Here is a 15,731-nt window from a genome sequence, read left to right on the forward strand (position 1 = left end):
CCTGCATCACATCGCGTTCGCGACGGCATCGGCCAGTTGCTGGACCGCGTCTTCCGACGACATGTCGCTGTTGAAATGCGCGGTCACGACATCGGTGATCGCGCCTGCGGGGGCACCGCGCAGCGCCATGCCATGGGCATAGCTGGGCAGCAGCGATCCGTCCGCGGCATCCTCGTTCATGTCCTTGCTCGACTGCACGGCGCAATCGTCGAACTCGTCCAGGGCCACGTCGGTGCGGGCCGGGATCGACCCCTTGTTCAGGTTGAACGTCTTCTGGAATTCGGGGCCCATGATCAGCTTGGCCAGAAGTTCCTGGCCCTGCTTCTTGTCATCGCCGTCCACCTCGAAGAAGGCGAAGCTGTCGACATTGTAGAGGAAGCCCTCGCCCGGGGTGGGCGCGCAGACGAAATCGGTGCCCGGCTCCTTGCCGGCGGCCAGGAATTCGCCCTTGGCCCAGTCGCCCATGATCTGGAAGGCGGCCTCGCCGTTCATGACCATGGCGGTGGCCAGGTTCCAGTCGCGCCCCGAAAAGTTGTCGTCCACATAGCCGCGGATGGTCCGCATCTCGTCGAAGACCTGCTTCATCGTGTCCGAGCCGAGCGCCTCGGGGTCCAGGTCGATCAGCGCCTGCCGGAAGAATTCCGGACCGCCCAGACCCAGCACCACGGTCTCGAAGATGGTGGCGTCCTGCCAGGCCTGGCCGCCATGGGCCAGGGGCGTGACACCCGCCTCCTGCAGCTTCTCGGCGGCGGCGTTGAATTCCTCCCAGGTGGTGGGCATCTCGATGCCGTTCTCGTCCAGGATCTGCTTGTTGCCCCAGATCCAGTTCACGCGGTGGACGTTCACCGGCGCGGCGCACCACTGGCCGTCGCATTTCATGTGCTCGGCGATCTGGTCGGGCAGGACCTCGGCCCAGCCGTTCTCCTCGGCCACGCTGCCGATATCGGCAAGGCCGGTCTCCTCGTACCATTCCTGGATGGCGGGGCCCTTCAGCTGGACGGCGGTCGGTGCGCTGCGCGACAGGACGCGCGCCCGAAGCGCGGTCATCGCGGCGTCGCCGCCGCCGCCCGCGACGGGCATGTCGGTCCAGGTGCCGCCCTCGGCCTTGAACTGTTCCTGCAGCACGGCGACGGATTGCGCCTCGCTGCCCGAAGTCCACCAGTGCAGAACTTCCGCCTGCGGTTCGGCCATGGCGGGCACGGCCAGCATCACGGCGGTCGAGGCCGCCAATACGGATTTGATGTTCATGGATCCTCCCAGATCTTGTCGAAGCGGATTCGGAACCCGCCTGCGACCCCGATCATGCCCGACCGCCCGCCATGCAATCAACGCAGGACAGCCATGCAAAATGCAGATTTCACGGTCGCGTGTTACAAACTGTTACGAAAGCCCGGTCGTGATGCTAGGTCGGGCGCAGGGGGGAAACGAGATGAGCCTGCAACGCCTGCTTCTGGTCGAGGACGATGCCGAGATGGCGGCCATGCTTGCCGCCTATCTGCAGCGGCAGGGCTTCCATGTGACCCAGGCCCATGACCGGGCGGGGGCGCTGTCGGCATTGCGGGGCGGGCGGGTCGATCTGATCCTGATGGACGTGTCGCTGGGACAGGATGACGGTGTGCGCATCTGCGCCGAGATCCGCGCCGAGCAGGACGTGCCGATCATCATGGTATCCGCCCTGTCCGCAGATCATCAGCGCATGGCGGGATACGATGTCGGTGCGGACGACTATATCGCCAAGCCCTTCAACCCCGATCTGCTGCTGGCGCGCATCAGGGCGGTGCTGCGCCGCGCGGGCCGGGTGCCCAGCCTGGTCCATCGCCGCCGCGACAGCGTCATCGCCTTCGGCGGCTGGCGATACGACGCGCGCCGAGAGGAGGTGACCTCGCCCGGCGGCTGGCAGGTCGCGCTGTCCTCGCGCGAATTGGCGCTGCTGCGGGTGTTCCTGGCGAACCCGCTCATCCCTCTCAGCCGGGACGAGATCGCGGTCGCACTGGACGACGGCCACGCCGCCGAGGGGCGGGCCATCGACATGCTGGTGGGGCGCCTGCGCCAGAAGACCGACCCGGCGTTGATCCGCACCGAACGGGGGCTCGGCTATGTCCTGGCCGCCGAGGTGGCGCGGCAGGATGCCTAGGCGCGCGGGCCTGCGCCATCTGGCCGGGATCTGGGTTCTGGCCGCGATGCTGGCCGGTGCGGTGTCGGCATGGCTGTGGATGTCCAGCACGGCCGCCTGGAACACGCATCTGGACCACGCCTATGTGACCGGCCTTGCCCTGCATGACGCGCTGGAAAACGACAGCGCCCTGCCGCAGGGTCTGACGCTGGTTCGGCTGCGCGACGAACCGGCCCTGCCCCCCGGCTGGCGCGAGACGCGCATCACCCTGACCGGCGGCGGACGGCCGGATCTGGCGCAGGGCGCGCGGATCAACGTGCGGATCATGTCGCCCGACATCCGCTATCCCGTCTCGGAGGTGCAGAGCCTGGGCGGCGGATCGCAGGCGGCGGGCCTGGCATCCGTGACCCGCGGCATGGCGCGTTTCTGCAGCGAACCGCGCCTGTTCGTGCAGCGCGGCGATACGGGCTGGATGCGGGTGGACGGCGCATCGGTCTGGGGCTGCGAGGCCGCGCCCGCCGATCGCAGGCTGCTGGCCGTGGCGATCGCGGCGGGGGCCCTGGGGCTGCTTCTGGGCTGGGTGGCCGAGGTGTCCGGCGCGTTCACGGGTTTTGCCGATGCGCTGCGCGATCATCGGGCGCGCAATGCGGACCTGCCCGTCGGCGGGGTCGAGGAGCTGCGCCAGACGGCCGAGGCCGTGAACGCCTATGTCGCGCAGGACCGCGCGGCGCTGGAAAACCGTGCGATGGTGCTGTCGGGGATCAGCCACGATCTGGGAACGCCCGCCACGCGCCTGCGCCTGCGCGCCGCCCTGATCGAAGATGACGACCTGCGCGCCCGGCTGGAACGCGACATCGACGAGATGACGACCATGATCGACGGCGCTTTGACCTATACCCGCGCCGAGATCGGGGCCGAGCCCTTCCGGCAGTTGTCGCTTGCATCGCTGGTCGAGGCCGTGGTCGCCGATTACCAGGATGTGGGGATGCCCGTGACCCTTCGCGACGCGCCCGCCCATCCCGCCGAGGCCGGCACCCTGTTTTCCCGCCGGACCGCCCGTGCAGGTGTCGATGCGCATGTGGTGCTGATGCGCGGGCAGCCGACCTCGCTTCGGCGGGGGCTGACCAACCTGATCGACAATGCGCTGAAATACGGACGAGAGGCGCTGGTCACGGTGGATGGCGATGCCGACCGGGCCTGGATCGACGTGACCGATCGCGGCGCCCGCCTGACCGAGGATGACATGAACCGCCTGACCGGGGCCTTCCAGCGGGGCGGGAATACCGCCGGCAAGCCGGGCGTGGGGCTGGGTCTGGCCATCGTCTCGACCATCGCGGCCCAGCATGGCGGGGCGCTTGAATTCACTGCCGAAAGCGACGGGTTGCGGGCACGGCTGACCCTGGCCCGGCGGTGGGCCTGAGGGGCGGACGGGGAACCCTGCGGCGAAAACCTGCGTTTTGCTGACGAATTCGCATCGTCTGATGAAAGGCAAGGACCATGAAACGCATCGCCAACAACATCGCCTGCGCCGCCGCAGCCACCGGTGTCGCGCTGCTGTCCGCTCTGCCCGCAGCCGCAGCCCCGCAACCCGGTGCCCCGGTCGAGGGTTGGAGCGCGATGCGCGGCGTCCAACCTGCCGCCATGCTGGACCATATCGACGCCATGCCCCTGTCCGAGGATGCCGTGGCCGATCAACCCTATTGCGCCAGCGACGCCGAGATCCAGAATACCCTGACCCATGATTTCAGCGAGGAACTGGTCGTGACCGCGGGCTTTGCCGCGACCGAGCTGTGGGGCTCCGAGCAGATGGGCACCTGGACGCTGGTCGCCGCGCGCGCCGATGAGACCAGCTGCATCATCGCATCGGGCACGGGCTTCAGCGATCAGCGCACGCCCGACGTCTATTTCCAGACCGCGGGTCTCTGACAGATATCAGCCAAGTGATCCGAAAACGGGGCGGCCATTTCCTGTGTCACCCGACCCGTCGCAGGAAGGCCCGCGTCCGATCGTCCTGCGCATTGCCGAACAATTGCGAAGGCGGCCCCTGTTCCACGATGCGACCGCCTTCCATGAAGATGACACGATCGGCGATCTCGCGGGCGAACTGCATCTCGTGGGTGACGATCAGCATGGTCTGATTGCCATCCGCGATGCGCCGGATCAGGTCCAGCACCTCGCCCACCCATTCGGGGTCCAGCGCGCTGGTCGGTTCGTCGAACAGCATCAGCTCGGCATCCAGGGCCATCGCACGCCCGATGCCCACGCGCTGCTGCTGTCCGCCCGACATGGCGGCGGGATAGCTGTCGCCGCGATCGCCCAGCCCGATCTGGCGCAGGATGTCGTCGGCCTTGGCCGCTGCATCCTGCCGGGACCAGCCGCGCACGGTGGTCAGCCCCTCCATCAGGTTCTGGCGCGCGGTCTTGTTGGCGAACAGCGCATAGTTCTGAAAGACGAACCCCGTCCGACGGCGCAGGGCCAGCACGTCGGCCTTGGTCGCCCGCGCGGCATCGACCGACAGATCGCCGATGGCGATGCGCCCCGCATCGGGACGGTCGAGGAAGTTCAGGCAGCGCAGCAGCGTCGACTTGCCCGTGCCCGACGGCCCGATGATGGCCACGCGTTCACCCGGTTCCAGCGCAAGGTCGATCCCCGCAAGGACCGTGTTGTCGCCGAACCGCTTGACCAGCCCGTCTATCCTGACCTGACCGCTCATCGTGCCACCGCCTTTCCAAGCCGCGCCTCCAGCGCGCGCTGACCCACCGACAATGCCTCGACGATCACCCAGTAGAAGATCGCCACGATCAGATAGGCCTCGAGATAAAGGAAGCTGCCGGCGGCCTCCTTCTGGGCCGCGCCCATCATTTCGGTGACCCCCAGGGTGAAGGCCAGCGACGTGCCTTTGATCATGTCGATGAAGTAGTTCATCAGCGTCGGCGCGACGGTCCGGGTGGCCTGCGGCAGGATGATCCGCCGCAACAGCTGGCTTTGCGTCATGCCGATGGACTGCGCGGCCTCCCATTGGCTGCGATCGACGCCGATGATCGCACCGCGGATGCTCTCGGCCATGTAGGCCGAGAAATGCAGCGTCAGGCCGAAGATCGCGGCGCTGACGCCGTTGATGCCTTCCAGCGCGGGCAGGACCTGGGGCAGACCGAAATAGAACAGGAACAGCTGCACCAGCAGGGGCGTGCCCCGGAAGAAGCTGATGAACAGCGCCACCACGCGGTCGATCACCGGCAGCCGCTGGACGCGCACGATCGCCAGAAGCGATGCCAGCACCAGCGCCGCCAGCATCGAGACGATGGCCATGAACAGCGTCAGCGGCACATAGCCCGCGATGACCGGCACGAGGTCCCACATGTAGCCCAGGTCGAGCGCGCGCATCGGCTCAGCCGTCCGACGCCGCGACGGGCTGCGTCACGTCCGCATTCAGCCATTTCTCCGAGATCTCGGCCAGGGTGCCGTTCTCCTTCAGGGTGGTGATCGCCGCATCCACCCGGTCGCGCAGCGCGCGGCCTTCCTCGTCGTCGCGGAAGGGCAGGGCGTTGCGGATCTCCGAGAAGGGCTCTCCGGCCAGGGCCAGGGGCAGCGGGCTCTCGGCGATGACCTGCCCCGAGCTGACGCGGTCCATCACGAAGGCATCGACACGGCCCAAGGCGGTATCCTGCGCGATGTTGCTCTCGTAGGTGCGGATCTCGATCTCGTCGGCATAGGGCAGCTCGCGCAGCAGCGCCTCGAAGTTCGAACCCAGGTTCACGGCGACCGCGCGGCCCTTCAGGCTCTCGGGGCCGGTGATCTCGGTCTCGTTGCCGGCCTTCACGACCACCTGCGCCCCGTCGAAGACATAGGGCTGGGTGAAGGCGAACTTGGCCTCGCGTTCGGGGGTGATGGTGATCTGGTTGGCGACCGTGTCGATGCGGCCCGAATCCAGCGCGCCGATCAGCCCGGAAAAGGACATGGTGACGAATTCGACATCGTCGCCGGTCTCCTCGCCGATGGCGTTCAGGAAATCGACCTCGAAGCCCTGCAATTCGTCCGCGCGGGTGAAGGTGAACGGGAAATATCCCCCCGACATGCCGACCCGGATCGTGTCGGCGGCGGCGGGCAGGGCGGCGGTCAGCCCCAGGATGGCGGCGATGGCAAGACGGCGCATCGGAAACTCCTTCGTTTGTCTGCTGCCCCAGATGCTGATTGGCGGCCACGGGCACAAGCGGCAGGCATCAGAAAAGGACGCGAACCGGCCCCCCCATGCCCGCAGCGGAACGCATGTCGCGGGCCAAGGGTCCGTAACGGAACGACATTCCGCGAATTTTCTTGATCGCGTAAGGGGGGCTGGGCAATCTGGCAGCACGATAACGCTGGAGAGGGACGGGAAGGATACGACATGGGAAGACGTGACGATCTGATCGCGAAATACGCCAACGACATCGAGACCAAGCTGGGCGAGACCCCGGACATGGAGCTGCTGCGAAAGGTCACCATCGGCCTGGGGCCATCCATCTACAATGCCGATTCCGAAACCGTCGCGGCCAGCGACAAGTCGGAAATGGACCGGTTTCGCGACAATTACCTGAAGAAGAAGCTGGGCCTGTCCGACAGCGACAAGCTGGACGAGGCGCTGGACCATGCCATCGACCGATACGGCCGCGCCAACCGCAGCAAGTATCGCGCGGTGCTGTGCTACATGCTGTGCCGCCAGTTCGGCCGCGAGGGCGTCTACGCCTGAACAATCGCGACATGGTCGGGGGTGGCAGATGCGATCCGCGCCTCTCGGTCATGTCACGACATGTTCCCTTCACCTTTCGCGGGGGCTGTGTCAGGTTCTTGCAAAACCTGCGCCCAGTGAAAGGCTTTGCCATGTTCCGTGCCGTTTCCACATCGACCATCGCCCTGACCCTGGGCGCCACCGCGGCCTTCGCCGACGTGACCCCCGCCGAGGTCTGGGACAACATGCGCAGCGGCTACGAGGACATGGGATACGCCGTCGAGGTCGGATCCCGGGACGCGGCGGACGACCGGCTGTCGCTGACCGACATCACCGTCACATCGCAGCAGGGCGAGAATGGCAGCTTCCGGCTGCAGATCCCCACGCTGGTGATGGAACAGGCCGGACCCGACGTCCGCAGCACCTTCGGCGGTCCGATGGACATCGCCGTGCGCAATACCGTCGAGGTTCCCGCCGAGCCGAACACCGACCCCGCCGATGCGCCCGAAACCGATACGCCCGAAACCGAGGAGATCGGCTTCGACGCGACCATCGAGGCGCCGGACAACCAGATGATCTCGTCCGGGTCGCCCGAGGACGTGAAGCATGACATCTCGATGCCGCGCGTGGTGATCGAGGGCAAACCCATCGATGACCAGGGCCAGGGCAGCCTGCAGGCCGTGCTGACCGGGCTGGAATCCAGCCAACGGACCCGTCAGCTGGACAATGGCGGCACCGAGCATGAATTCGACGGCAGCGCGACCGAGCTGTCCCTGACCATGGAGGCCCGCGGCCCCGCAAGGCAGGGCGGCGAGGATGCCCCCGACGAGAGCTTCGATGCGACGCTGACGATCGCCGATCTGGGCTTCGAGGGTGAGGGCGCCCAGCCCGACGGGGCCACCAGCTTCGAGACCGATCCCGCCGCCGCGCTCGAGGCCGGGTTCAACCTCGATGCGCTGATCCGCGCGGGGGCCATCGATCTGGCCTTCGGGGGCCGCGCATCCGACGATATGGGCCAGCCGGTCGCGACCGACGGCACGATGACCGCCACCGGCGGAGAGATGACTGTCGACATGTCGAACGAGGGCTTCGGCTATGGCGGCTTCCTCGAGGGCGCGCAGTATTCCATGACCTCGGACGAGCTGCCCTTCCCCATCGCCTACGGGACCGAACGCAGCGATTTCACGGTCCGCCTGCCCGTCGCCGCCGAAGAGACCCCGCAGCCCTTCGCGCTGAAGCTGGGGATCGCCGGTCTGACCCTCAGCGACGAGATCTGGCAGGGCATCGATCCCCAGAACACGCTGTCGCGCGAACCCGCGGACCTGACGGTCGATCTGGACGGCGAGGCCCGCGTGACCCGGCACCTGATGTCCCCGGCCACCGGCAGCGACCCGGCGCAGCCGCCCCTAGTGCCCACCACGCTGAACATCAAGCAGGTCGCCCTGGACGCGATCGGGGCGTCGGTCGACATCGCGGGCCAGCTGGAATTCGGCGACGATCCGCGCGAACCCGTGGGCCAGCTGCAGGGCAGCTTCACCGGCGTGAACGGGCTGATGGACAACCTGGTCGCCATGGGGCTTCTGCCGCAGGAACAGGTCATGGGCGCACGGATGATGCTGGCAATGTTCGCCCGCCCCGTCGAGGGAGAGCCCGACACCCTGGAAACCCAGCTGAAATTCACCGAGGGCGGGTCGATCTTCGCCAACGGACAGCAGGTGAAGTGACGGCGGCCGCATGAACGATCTGCAGAACCTTGCCGAAGCCCTGATCGACGCTGCCCGCAAGGCCGGCGCCGATCAGTCCGACGCGATGGCCGTCGATGCACGCGCGACCGGGATCGACGTGCGCGACGGCACCCTCGAGAACGCCGAACGCGCCGAAGGGGTCGAGATCGGCCTGCGCGTGCTGGTCGGCGGCAGGCAGGGGGCGGTTTCGTCGTCGGACCATTCCCGCGATGCCATCGCGGCGATGGCCGAACGCGCGGTGGCCATGGCGCGCGCGGCCCCGGTCGACGACTGGCTGGGCCTTGCCGATCCCGAACAGCTTTCGCCACGCCGCGATGCCGCGGGTCTGGACCTGCACGACGACGCCCTCGAACCCGAACCTGCGCATCTGCAGGATCTTGCCCTGCGCGCCGAGGCTGCGGCCCTGTCGGTCGCGGGCATCTCTCAGGTCGAGAGCGCGAATGCCAGCTGCAGCAGCAAGCGGCTGTGGCTTGCGGCATCGAACGGGTTTTCGGGGGGATACGGACGCAGCAGCCACGCGATCTCGGCGGTGGCCATCACCGGCGAAGGCACGCGGATGGAGCGCGATTACGCGGGCGAGGGGCGGATCTTTGCGGCCGACCTTCCCACCCCCGAAGAGATCGGCCTGCTGGCGGGCGAACGCACCGTCGCACGCGCAGGGGCGAAGAAGCCCCCCACCGGTGCCTTTCCGATCCTGTTCGACCGGCGGGTCTCGGCCTCGTTGATCGGGCATCTGCTGGCGGCGGTGAACGGCAGCGCGGTCGCGCGGGGCGCCAGCTGGCTGCGGCGCGATCTGGGCGAACAGGTCCTGCCGCAGGGCATGACCCTGTCCGAGGACCCGCTGCGCCCCCGTCATCCGGCATCCCGCCCCTTCGACGGCGAAGGGCTGGCCACCTATGGCCGCGACATCGTGGCGGACGGCATCCTGCAGGGCTGGACGCTGGACCTGGCCACTGCGCGCAAGCTGGGCATGGACAGTACCGCATCGGCGGTGCGCGGGCTGGCCTCGGCCCCGTCCCCGGGGCACAGCAACATCCTGCTGACCCCGGGCGACCGCGATCAGCAGGCGCTGATCCGCGACATGGGGCGCGGGCTGATCGTGACCTCGATGCTGGGGGCGTCGATCAACGGCACGACGGGCGATTATTCGCGCGGGGCCGCGGGCTTCTGGGTCGAGAACGGCCAGATCGCCTGGCCCGTCAACGAATGCACCATCGCGGGCAACCTGCGGCAGATGCTGATGACGCCGATCGCCGCGAACGATGCGCTGCCCTGGCGCGCCTTCGAGGTGCCCAGCCTGCTGGTCGAGGGGATGACCGTTGCAGGGGCCTGAGGCCGATCTGAAGCTTCTGACGCAGGCAGCGCTGGCGGTCGGCCCCATCGCCATGCGCTTCTGGCGCAACGATCCGCAGACCTGGGACAAGGCCGACGATGCAGGCCCCGTGACCGAGGCCGACCTGGCCGTGAACGACGCGCTTCTGGCGCGCCTGTCCGCCGCGCGCCCCGATTACGGCTGGCTGTCCGAGGAAAGCGAGGCGAATCCGGACCGCCTGGACGCGCAGCACTGCTTCATCATCGACCCGATCGACGGGACCCGCGCCTTCATCGACGGACAAGAGGGCTTCGCCCATTCGCTGGCCGTCGCCAGGGGCGACCGGATCACGGCGGCGGTGGTGCATCTGCCGGCGCTGGACCTGACCTATACCGCGCATGAGGGCGGCCCCGCGCTGCTGAACGGGCAACCCATCGCGCCCACGGGCGCCGATATCGACGGGGCCAGGATCCTGACCTATCGCGGGGTGACGGATCCCGCGCATTGGAGCGGCGGGCAGGTGCCGCCCTTCAGCCGTCAGTTCCGGTCATCGCTGGCATGGCGGCTGTGCCTTGCCGCCGAGGGGCGCTTCGACGCGGCCCTGTCGTTGCGCGCGGCATGGGAATGGGACATCGCCGCCGGCAGCCTGATCGCGGAACGCGCGGGCGCGGCCGTCAGCGACCGCCGCGGCGGGCGCATGCGCTTCAACAGCCCGCGTGCGCTTCTGGACGGCATGGTCGTGGCGGGGCCGCATCTGCACCGCCAGCTGATCGCCGCCCTGGCCTAGAACAACCCCGATTTCGCGATGCCCAGCAAGCCCAGCCTGCGCAGCGTATCGACCGGGTAATCCTCGCTTGCCATCAGATCCAACGAGAAATCGGGCTCCAGCTTCTTTAGCGCGCGCAATGCCTCGGCGGCACCCGCCTCGTCCCGGGTGGCAAAGCGCAGTGCCGAGAGGAATCGAAGGGCCGGCCGGTTGTCGGGCGCGTGGCGATGCACGGCCTCCAGGTGGCGCATCGCACCGGGCAGGTCGCCCGCCCGCATCAGCGCGACCCCGATGCCCAGATGCCAGTTCGCCGGGTTGATGCTGGACAGCGCCTGCGTCAGCCCCTGCTGCGCCTGCATGGCGCTGTCGGCATTGCGCCCGATCCCCGCCAGCGCACGGGAATGCGCCAGGCGCGCAAGGGGGTTCTGGCTGTCGATCACCACCGCCTGGCGCGACAGCTCGAACGCCAGATCGTCGCGGTCCAGGAACGCCTCGACCACGGAACTGACGGCCAGCGCGGTCGCATGATAGGGGGCCGCCTGCCGCGCCCTGGCCGCGAATTCCGCAGCCTCGGCGATGGCCTTGCCGGGATTGGGGTCCAGGCGCTCATAGGCGTGGGTCGTGCGGATCCATGCCCGCAGCGACAGGGTCACGGCAGGGGTCACGCTGTCGCCCAGCCGCGCCAGCACGTCATCGGCGCGGCGCAGACGATCCGTGCTGAAGCTGAACACATCCCCGAACGAGATCTGCAGCGCCGCCCCCAGCCGCGTGCCGTGATCCAGCACCTGCAGCATCCCCAGACAGGACCGTGCCACGAATTCGCCCATCTGCCCGCCCAGATCCGCAACGGCCGAGGAAAAGCGCTGCGACCACATCATCCGGCCCGAAGGCTGGTGGGTCAGCATCACCAGGAAGTTGAACGTGTCGCCCTGCATGTTGGCCATGGATTTGACGATCACGCAGGGACCCTCGGCGGCATCGACGCCCGACAGGATCTCGACCGGCAGCAGGTCGCCCACGCGCCCCGCGGCCTCGGACAGGATCATGCCGCCGATGACCTGCGCATCCTGGCTGGACGAGATCGGTTCCTGCAGGATCAGGGCGGGCAGGGCGTCGGGCGCGGGATCGGGCGTCTCGGGGTGGGATGCGGCAGCCTGGCGGGCATCGCGCAGCCAATCCTCGAATTCGGGGTCGGGGATGTCCAGATCGGCGCCGAATTCCGGCAGCTGGCCATCCGCGCCGGGTCGGGGACGCATGTCCACGCGCAGCATTTCGGGATCCAGCCCGACCCAGCCCGGTCCGGTGATCAGCGCCTGCCGGTGATCGCCCAGCGCGATGCGGATCTCTCTCAGGACTTGGCGAAGGCTGGCATTGCCATGTTCCGGTTCGCGGTCGCTGAACAGCAGGTCCTGCAGCCGCGCCCGGTGCAGGCGCATCCCCCGCGCCGTCCCCATGATCGCCAACGCCCCCCGCGCACGCATTCCGCGCGGGGTCAGGCGGATATCGCCGGGGCCCGTCAGTTCGACCGGGCCGATCAGGGACAGAACAAGGATCATGGTGCCATGCGTGGTAACTTCGGCAATATACTTAACCTTTAACACGTTTCTGTGATAGCATCGGTGCATCGAAGCCCCCTGGATTTAGCCAAAGTTGCGGGATCGACGATGTCATTGTTCCATGCCAAGCACGCGAAACATGCAAAGCACGCCAAGGCCGAGGATGCCGGGGGTGCCGCCACGCTGACGACGCTGGCCCTGATCCGGTCCCGCGATGCCATCGTGGGCTCTGAACTGATGAATCCGGTGGCAGGACAGCCCCCGTCGCTGGACCCGGGGCAGCGGCTGCTGCGGATGGATGCGGATCACCGCGCGGCGGTCCTCGTGGCAGAGCTGCTCGAAGGGGTGCGCTTCGAAAGCTCGGGGCCCGCCGAGGCCGCGCATTCCGCGGCAATCCTGTGGCAGGACGCATCGGGCGGCACCGTGATCGCCAAGATCGCACGGCCCGATCTCTCGCAGTTCCGCGAGGCGGTCGAGATGGTCGGAAACTATGCCGAACTGCGCCCCGACCGCGTCCCCGAGATCGAGGTTCAGCGCGCCGAGCTGCTGCCCTTCTTCGCCTCGATCCTTCCGCTGGAGGAATCGAGATCCGAGGCGCTTCTGGAAATGCTCTATCGCGGGTTGGACATCACGACCCATCTGGTGATGCGCATGAAGCTGGCGCTGGCCTGCCCGCGTCCATCGCAGTTCAGCGACCGCATCCAGCCGGTGATCCCCGTGCCGTCCCACGCCACCCTGCCCAGCGGCCATGCGACGCAGGCCTTCTGCCTTGCGACCATGCTGTCCCTGATCCGCGATTCCGCGGCCAAGGTCGATGCGTCCGACAGGCTGTTCCGCATGGCCTGCCGCATCGCGATCAACCGGACGGTGGCGGGCGTGCATTTCCCCGCCGACAGCGCCGCGGGGGCGGTGCTGGGCATCCAGATCGGGCGATACCTGATGGCGCGCGCCGGGCGATGCGACCCGATGCGCAGCGGCAGCTTCGACGGCACAGCCTTCGTGGATGGCACGCCGGGCGATCCCGTCACCCGCGATTTTCACTACCAGGTGCTGCAGGACATGATGGAGGGGCGCGACCCGTCCACCGCCTTCACCCCCGTCGCGGTGCCCCCGCCCGGCGCGCCACTGTGGACCGTTCTGATCGAACGCGCCGTCAAGGAATGGGGGGCAAGATGGAGCTGACATCCGGCTGGGCCGATCCCGAACCCATGGCCGAGGGCGGCATCGCGGGGCTGTCCCCCTATCTGCAGGACCGGCTGGAGCGCGAGGCCATCCCGAAATCGGGCAAGGACGCCCTGCCGCCCGAACAGGACCGACTGCTGGACCAGCTGCTGTCCGCAGCCTTCCGGGAATGATCGGCGGGGCGGATCTTCAGGCGATGACCGCCGCGCTGTTCGCGCCGGGGCTGGTGGTGCTGCCCGATGCGGTCAATCCGTCGCCGCGTGCCATCCCGGTTCTGGATCCTGCCCATCTGTTGATGGATGCGGCCGACCTGCCCGATCCCGAAGGCGGCTGCATCACCGGCGTGATCGACGACGCGATCCCCTTCGCGCATGAACGGTTCCGGGTGGGTGACCGACGGTCGCGGGTCGCATCTCTCTGGGCGATGGATGCGGCGCACGACCCTGCGGGGCCGGGGCGCGACCTGCCTGCGGGGATCGAACTGCGCGGCGCGCGCATATCGCATTGGCTGCGCGACCTGGCCCAAGGCCGCATCGCGACCGAGGACGGCATCTATCGTGCGGCGGGCATCGTCGACATGAACCGCCAGACCACCCATTCGGCGGCCTTCGCGGCGGGCCACGGGGCGGCGGTATCGCTGCTGGCCGCAGGGATGGCACCGGATGACCCGCGGGGCCGGAACATCCCCCTGATCGGGGTGAACCTGCCGCCCCGCATCCTGGCCGACACGACGGGCACCCTGGCCCCCGGCGTGATGATCGCGGCGGTGCTGTTCGTCCTGACCCGGGCACGACGTCTGTGCCGCCAGGTCGAGTCCCATCGCGGGCTGCCCGCAAATTCCGTCCGGCTGCCCGTGGTGCTGAACATCAGCCTGGGGCTGACGGCGGGGCCGCGCGACGGTTCCAGCCTGATCGAGCGTTTCCTCGATGCCGTCTCGGGCCACGTGGCGCCGGATCTGGGCCCGGTGCGGATCGTCCTGCCATCGGGAAACCACCGCATGGCGCGGCTGCGGGCGACCCTGCCCGTGGGCCGGCGGCTGGAATGGAACCTGCCCCCCGACGATCGCACCGTGACACCGCTCGAGATCTGGGGCCCCGTATTGGCCGCGCCCCCCGCATCCCCCATGCAGATCACGCTGGACGGCCCCGGAATGATCGCCCGGACCACGGGCTTCACGGCCCATGGACAGGTCGCGCGGCTTCACGACAACCGTGGCGACGTGATTGCCCGCGCCTATTGCACGCTGACCGCGCAGGTCGGTCCGGGCTGGCGCGAATGCGTGACCGTGATCCTGGACCCGACCTGTCCCGAACGCCCCGGCGATCCCTGGCTGACGGCGGGGCAATGGGGCATCTCGATCGCGCCGGGATCGTCCCCCGGCGATTATGCCCTGTCCCTGCAACGCGACGACGTGCTGCGGGGCTTCCCCCGCGAGGCCCGCCAGAGCAGGCTTGTCGATCCCGCCTATCACGAACTGCGCCCCGACGGTTTTCCCATTCCCTTCGACCCGGTGGGCGGGGCCGCGGCAGTCCAGCGAAGCGACACGATCAACGCCTATGCCACGGGGTCGCGAACCCTGCGCGCGGGCGTCGTGGACCACCAGTTCGACCGCTGCGTCATCTACAATTCGCTGATCGATCGCGAGATCGGGGGCGATGTCATGGTCCGGATCGACAGCGCGCCCTTCGATGACGGGATGATCGTGCGGGGACGCGGATCGGGCAGCTTCGCGATCATGTCGGGCAGTTCGCTGGCGGCACCCTGGGTCTCTCGTTGGTTGGCAGGTCGCATGGCCGCAGGGGCACGGCCCGGAACGCGCCAGGAGATGATAGCCTTGGCCATGGCCGATGGGACAGGCCACCCGCCGATCCTGCCGGGCCCGGGGCGGCCCTGGCGGCGCTGAGGGGCCTTCACGCGCATATTCACGCCCCTTTCACGGGGGGATGCGAATCAATTGATGGAACGAAGCAAGGCGATCCCGAAGGAGACCGAAAATGGACAAGGGCATCCGCGATTATCAGGACTTCATGTCCCAGCTGGGCATTCTGGGTGCTGAACCGAAACGTCAGCCCGTCCCGGAAACCGCCGAGAGCGTCAGCATCCGCCGTCTGGAACGCGAGAATGCCCTGCTGATCGACCATGCCGAGATGCTGGCCTGCGCGCTTGGGGCCTGCCCCAACTGCTGGGGCACGATTTCTGATTGCGAGGAATGCGGCGGCATCGGAAGCCCCGGCGCATTCAAGCCGGACCGGTCCTGCTTCGACCATTTCGTCCTGCCGGTGATCGCCCGCGTGATCGGGCGCGATCCGTTCGAGACCAGCCTCGAGAAGGGCTGAGGGTCATTCCAGAGAT

16 protein-coding genes are annotated in these 15,731 nt (G+C 68.1%); 11 read left to right on the top strand and 5 right to left on the bottom strand.

What is annotated here, in order from left to right:
• Positions 1 to 6: 6 nt before the first annotated feature.
• Entirely contained in the window at positions 7 to 1,248 is a 1,242-nt protein-coding gene (locus tag KO490_RS06060; protein WP_216018515.1) for an ABC transporter substrate-binding protein, read from the bottom strand.
• 181 nt (positions 1,249 to 1,429) lie between these two features.
• Here KO490_RS06060 and KO490_RS06065 point away from each other — a divergent pair, with 181 nt between their 5' ends.
• From KO490_RS06065 to KO490_RS06075, 3 genes are all read left to right on the top strand, one after another.
• Positions 1,430 to 2,134 carry a response regulator transcription factor gene (locus KO490_RS06065; protein WP_216018516.1) on the top strand — a complete coding sequence of 235 codons (705 nt, stop codon included), beginning with the start codon at positions 1,430 to 1,432 and terminating at the stop codon, positions 2,132 to 2,134.
• Positions 2,127 to 3,533: a sensor histidine kinase KdpD gene (locus KO490_RS06070; RefSeq protein ID WP_216018517.1), complete on the top strand. Its 1,407-nt coding sequence runs from the start codon at positions 2,127 to 2,129 to the stop codon at positions 3,531 to 3,533. Before KO490_RS06065 ends, KO490_RS06070 begins: the two co-directional genes overlap by 8 nt.
• 77 nt (positions 3,534 to 3,610) lie before the next feature.
• On the top strand, positions 3,611 to 4,039 hold the full coding sequence (locus tag KO490_RS06075) for a hypothetical protein (RefSeq protein ID WP_216018518.1): 429 nt from the start codon (positions 3,611 to 3,613) through the stop codon (positions 4,037 to 4,039).
• Between the two features lie 46 nt (positions 4,040 to 4,085).
• Here the strand turns inward: KO490_RS06075 and KO490_RS06080 are convergent, their stop codons facing one another.
• The 3 genes from KO490_RS06080 to KO490_RS06090 are packed head-to-tail and all read right to left on the bottom strand — an operon-like array spanning position 4,086 to position 6,266.
• Positions 4,086 to 4,826 (bottom strand): amino acid ABC transporter ATP-binding protein, encoded by a 741-nt coding sequence (locus tag KO490_RS06080; protein WP_216018519.1) that lies wholly within the window; start codon positions 4,824 to 4,826, stop codon positions 4,086 to 4,088.
• Entirely contained in the window at positions 4,823 to 5,497 is a 675-nt protein-coding gene (locus KO490_RS06085; RefSeq protein ID WP_216018520.1) for an amino acid ABC transporter permease, read from the bottom strand. Before KO490_RS06085 ends, KO490_RS06080 begins: the two co-directional genes overlap by 4 nt.
• Before the next feature lie 4 nt (positions 5,498 to 5,501).
• Positions 5,502 to 6,266, bottom strand: coding sequence for an amino acid ABC transporter substrate-binding protein (locus KO490_RS06090; RefSeq protein WP_216018521.1), 765 nt, complete (start codon positions 6,264 to 6,266; stop codon positions 5,502 to 5,504).
• Between the two features lie 231 nt (positions 6,267 to 6,497).
• On the opposite strand from KO490_RS06090, the gene KO490_RS06095 reads away from it, so the two are divergent.
• The 4 genes from KO490_RS06095 to KO490_RS06110 all read left to right on the top strand — a co-directional run bounded on the left by KO490_RS06095 (position 6,498) and on the right by KO490_RS06110 (position 10,662).
• Positions 6,498 to 6,839, top strand: coding sequence for a DUF2853 family protein (locus KO490_RS06095; RefSeq protein WP_216018522.1), 342 nt, complete (start codon positions 6,498 to 6,500; stop codon positions 6,837 to 6,839).
• 131 nt (positions 6,840 to 6,970) lie between these two features.
• On the top strand, positions 6,971 to 8,542 hold the full coding sequence (locus KO490_RS06100; protein WP_216018523.1) for a DUF2125 domain-containing protein: 1,572 nt from the start codon (positions 6,971 to 6,973) through the stop codon (positions 8,540 to 8,542).
• A 10-nt stretch (positions 8,543 to 8,552) separates the two neighbouring features.
• Positions 8,553 to 9,896: a TldD/PmbA family protein gene (locus KO490_RS06105; protein ID WP_216018524.1), complete on the top strand. Its 1,344-nt coding sequence runs from the start codon at positions 8,553 to 8,555 to the stop codon at positions 9,894 to 9,896.
• Positions 9,883 to 10,662 (top strand): 3'(2'),5'-bisphosphate nucleotidase CysQ, encoded by a 780-nt coding sequence (locus KO490_RS06110; protein WP_216018525.1) that lies wholly within the window; start codon positions 9,883 to 9,885, stop codon positions 10,660 to 10,662. Before KO490_RS06105 ends, KO490_RS06110 begins: the two co-directional genes overlap by 14 nt.
• On the opposite strand, the gene KO490_RS06115 is transcribed toward KO490_RS06110, so the two are convergent.
• Complete coding sequence (locus KO490_RS06115) at positions 10,659 to 12,197, bottom strand: SARP family transcriptional regulator (RefSeq protein WP_216018526.1); 1,539 nt, start codon at positions 12,195 to 12,197, stop codon at positions 10,659 to 10,661. The genes KO490_RS06110 and KO490_RS06115 overlap by 4 nt on opposite strands.
• A gap of 108 nt (positions 12,198 to 12,305) precedes the next feature.
• Here KO490_RS06115 and KO490_RS06120 point away from each other — a divergent pair, with 108 nt between their 5' ends.
• The 4 genes from KO490_RS06120 (at position 12,306) to KO490_RS06135 (ending at position 15,715) form a co-directional block, all read left to right on the top strand.
• Positions 12,306 to 13,379 (top strand): phosphatase PAP2 family protein, encoded by a 1,074-nt coding sequence (locus tag KO490_RS06120; protein WP_216018527.1) that lies wholly within the window; start codon positions 12,306 to 12,308, stop codon positions 13,377 to 13,379.
• On the top strand, positions 13,370 to 13,552 hold the full coding sequence (locus KO490_RS06125; protein ID WP_216018528.1) for a hypothetical protein: 183 nt from the start codon (positions 13,370 to 13,372) through the stop codon (positions 13,550 to 13,552). Before KO490_RS06120 ends, KO490_RS06125 begins: the two co-directional genes overlap by 10 nt.
• A 23-nt stretch (positions 13,553 to 13,575) precedes the next feature.
• The gene (locus KO490_RS06130) at positions 13,576 to 15,282 is read left to right on the top strand and encodes a hypothetical protein (protein WP_216018529.1); all 1,707 of its coding nucleotides are present in this window, start codon (positions 13,576 to 13,578) and stop codon (positions 15,280 to 15,282) included.
• Between the two features lie 91 nt (positions 15,283 to 15,373).
• Entirely contained in the window at positions 15,374 to 15,715 is a 342-nt protein-coding gene (locus KO490_RS06135) for a hypothetical protein (protein WP_216018530.1), read from the top strand.
• Positions 15,716 to 15,731: the final 16 nt, after the last annotated feature.

It is taken from the genome of Paracoccus sp. C2R09, assembly GCF_018860625.1.
Classification (GTDB): domain Bacteria; phylum Pseudomonadota; class Alphaproteobacteria; order Rhodobacterales; family Rhodobacteraceae; genus Paracoccus.